Origin of the sequence: Streptacidiphilus neutrinimicus, from assembly GCF_000787815.1 — a bacterium.
In the GTDB taxonomy this organism is placed as follows: domain Bacteria; phylum Actinomycetota; class Actinomycetes; order Streptomycetales; family Streptomycetaceae; genus Streptacidiphilus; species Streptacidiphilus neutrinimicus.
On sequence record NZ_BBPO01000067.1, the window covers coordinates 12721 to 16300 of the forward strand.

Here is a 3580-nt window from a genome sequence, read left to right on the forward strand (position 1 = left end):
GCCTGGGCGGCCGCGGCACGCCGCCGAACGGGTGAAGCCTCCGGCTTCCGTCAGCCGACGGCTCCAGCTCCGTGTTCCTTGGGGTGCTCCAGCTCGCAGTCGGACCCGGGATACACCTCGGCCTGGTGTCCGTCGTCGAACTCCACCAGGTACGGAGGACCGCCGTCGGGACCGATGACCTTCAGGACACGCCCGAAGTGGTCCGGGGTGCCCACCTGATGCCCGAGAAATCGCAGCCGGTCCCCTGCCTTGGCCTTCATCTGCCCCTCACCGCCTTCTTTCTCGCGTCCTTCAAGCTCACCACCCCGCCGGGGGACCAGCAACCGATGCCCGCCCGAGCGACCCCGCCGCCGGGATAGCGTGCTGCCATGCGTCATCGAGTGACAGCGGCGGACACCGCGATCGCGCTGGGCAGCGGGGACGTGCCCGTGCTGGCGACGCCGCGGCTGCTCGCCTGGATGGAGGCGGCCACCGTCGCCGCGGCACGGCCGTTCGTGGGGCCGGGGCGGACGAGTGTCGGGACGGCGGTGCGGGTCGAGCACGTCCGGGCCACGCCAGTCGGCGGGGAGGTGGAGGTCCTCGCTACGGTCGGCCCAGCCGAGGGACGGCGGTTGACGTTCGAGGTGCGCGCCGTCGACGGCGAGGGCCAGGTCGTCGGCTCCGGGGAGATCCAGCGGGTCGTCGTCGACCGCGAGCGCTTCCTCGCCGCGTTCGAACGCCCCGCCGGGCCGCTCTCCACCGAAGGCGGCTGACTCGCCGTGAGTTCGTTCCCTACGGGTTCGTTACGCGCCGTCGCGGTCGCGCGTCGCGGACTGGCTGGTCGGCCTGTACGGGGTGACCGTGGCCCGCCTGGGCGGCGGCGTTCCCGGTCAGCTCGGGCGAACGGTCCGCCTGTCGGAGGGCGCGGCTACGATCGGACCTGCCCGCCGGTGGTCGTCCCGACCTTGGCGGCCGGGGACCCGAGGGAGACACGATGAGCAAGGCGAAGCGGAGCGACCAGCCGTCTCCCTCCGGGGGCGGCGGAGCCGACACGCATGACGTGATCCGGGTCCACGGCGCGCGCGAGAACAACCTCAAGGACGTCGCCGTCGAAATCCCCAAGCGTCGGCTGACGGTGTTCACCGGGGTCTCCGGCTCCGGCAAGAGCTCGCTCGTCTTCGACACCATCGCCGCCGAGTCGCAGCGGCTGATCAACGAGACCTACAGCGCCTTCGTGCAGGGCTTCATGCCCACGCTGGCGCGGCCCGACGTCGACGTGCTGGAGGGCCTGACCACGGCGATCCTGGTCGACCAGCGGCGCATGGGCGGCGACCCGCGCTCGACGGTCGGCACGGCCACCGACGCCAACGCGATGCTGCGCATCCTGTTCAGCCGGCTCGGCACGCCGCACATCGGCTCGCCGAAGGCCTTCTCCTTCAACGTGCCGTCGATCAGCGGAGCGGGCGCGGTCACCCTCGAGCGCGGCGGTCAGCAGGTCAAGGAGCGCCGCAGCTTCAGCATCACCGGCGGCATGTGTCCGCGCTGCGAGGGCCGGGGCTCGGTCTCGGACATCGACCTGACCCAGCTGTTCGACGAGTCCAAGTCCCTGGCCGAGGGCGCGCTGACCGTTCCCGGGTACACGCCGGGCGGCTGGAACTACCGCCTCTACGCGGCCTCCGGCTTCGTCGACGAGGACAAGCCGATCCGGAAGTACACCAAGAAGGAGCGCAACGACTTCCTGTACCACGAGCCGGTGCGGATGAAGATCGCGGGCATCAACATGACCTACGAGGGTCTGGTGCCGCGCATCCAGAAGTCCATGCTCTCCAAGGACCAGGACTCGCTGCAGCCGCACATCCGGGCCTTCGTGGACCGGGCGGTGACCTTCGCGGTGTGCCCGGAGTGCGGCGGCTCCCGGCTGAGCGAGGCGGCGCGCTCGTCGAAGATCGACGGGAGGAACATCGGCGACGTGTGCGCCATGCAGATCAGCGACCTGGCGGAATGGGTGCGCGAGCTGGACGAGCCCTCGGTCGCGCCGCTGCTGGAGTCGCTGCGCGCGCTGCTGGACTCCTTCGTCGAGATCGGCCTCGGCTACCTCTCGCTGGACCGCCCCTCGGGGACGCTCTCGGGCGGCGAGGCGCAGCGGGTGAAGATGATCCGCCACCTCGGCTCCTCCCTGACCGACGTCACCTACGTCTTCGACGAGCCGACGATCGGCCTGCACCCGCACGACATCCAGCGGATGAACGAGCTGCTGCTGCGCCTGCGCGACAAGGGCAACACGGTGCTGGTGGTGGAGCACAAGCCGGAGGCGATCGCGATCGCCGACCACGTCGTCGACCTGGGCCCCGGCGCCGGTTCGGCGGGCGGCACGGTCTGCTTCGAGGGCACGGTCGACGGCCTGCGGCGGAGCGGGACGGTGACGGGCCGTCACCTCGACGACCGGGCCGCGGTCAAGAAGACGGTGCGCGAGCCGAGCGGGACGCTGCCGATCCGGGGCGCGTCGACGAACAACCTGCGCGACGTGGACGTGGACATCCCACTCGGGGTGCTGGTCGTGGTGACGGGCGTCGCGGGCTCCGGCAAGAGCTCGCTGCTGCACGGCTCGCTGCCGAAGCAGTCGGAGGCCAGGGCGGCGGGCGTCGTCTCGATCGACCAGACCCCCATCCGCGGTTCGCGGCGCAGCAACCCGGCGACGTACTCGGGTCTGCTGGAGCCGATCCGCAAGGCGTTCGCCAAGGCGAACGGCGTGAAGCCGGCGCTGTTCAGCTCCAACTCCGAGGGCGCCTGCCCGAACTGCAACGGCGCGGGCGTCATCTTCACCGACCTGGGCATGATGGCGACGGTCTCCAGCGTCTGCGAGGAGTGCGACGGCAAGCGGTTCGACTCCTCGGTGCTGGACTACCACCTCGGTGGCCGGGACATCAGCGAGGTGCTGGCGATGTCGGTGGCCGAGGCGGAGGAGTTCTTCGGCTCGGGCGAGGCCAGGACGCCCGCGGCGCACGCCGTCCTGGCGCGCCTCGCCGACGTCGGCCTCGGGTACCTGACGCTCGGCCAGCCGCTGACCACCCTCTCCGGCGGCGAGCGGCAGCGGCTCAAACTGGCGACGCAGATGGCGGAGAAGGGCGGCGTCTACGTGCTGGACGAGCCCACTACCGGCCTCCATCTCGCGGACGTGGAGCAGCTGTTGGGCCTGCTGGACCGGATCGTGGACTCGGGCAAGTCGGTGATCGTCATCGAGCACCACCAGGCGGTGATGGCCCACGCGGACTGGATCGTCGACCTCGGCCCGGGCGCGGGACACGACGGCGGCCGCGTCGTCTTCGAGGGCACCCCGGCGGATCTGGTCGCCGCCCGCTCCACTCTCACGGGCGAGCACCTGGCCGCGTACGTGGGCGCCTGAGGCCGCCGCCGCGGCCTCGGGCGCCCTGGGCCCGCCACCCCCAGCTCGCCGGGCAGGCGCCGAGGCGTTCGGCCGTCAGCAGGCCCGGGACCACCAGACCAGCGGGGCCGCTCCGGTCGCCGCGACAGCGGGCGGCCGTGGCGGCGGGCGGCCGTGGCGGCGGCTTGGACTAGCAGCCCGGCGGTGCTGGTCCCGCCG

The 3580-nt window shown here is 72.0% G+C and carries 3 protein-coding genes; 2 read left to right on the plus strand and 1 reads right to left on the minus strand.

Annotated features, from left to right (window positions below; translation table 11 throughout):
* Positions 1-50: 50 nt before the first annotated feature.
* Positions 51-260, minus strand: a complete 210-nt coding sequence (locus TR48_RS30415) for a DUF1918 domain-containing protein (RefSeq protein ID WP_042373374.1) — start codon at positions 258-260, stop codon at positions 51-53.
* Positions 261-368: 108 nt separating this feature from the next.
* Here TR48_RS30415 and TR48_RS30420 point away from each other — a divergent pair, with 108 nt between their 5' ends.
* The gene (locus TR48_RS30420; RefSeq protein ID WP_042373375.1) at positions 369-752 is read left to right on the plus strand and encodes a thioesterase family protein; all 384 of its coding nucleotides are present in this window, start codon (positions 369-371) and stop codon (positions 750-752) included.
* 221 nt (positions 753-973) lie between these two features.
* Positions 974-3382 (plus strand): ATP-binding cassette domain-containing protein, encoded by a 2409-nt coding sequence (locus tag TR48_RS30425; protein WP_042373376.1) that lies wholly within the window; start codon positions 974-976, stop codon positions 3380-3382.
* The last annotated feature ends 198 nt before the right edge of the window (positions 3383-3580 follow it).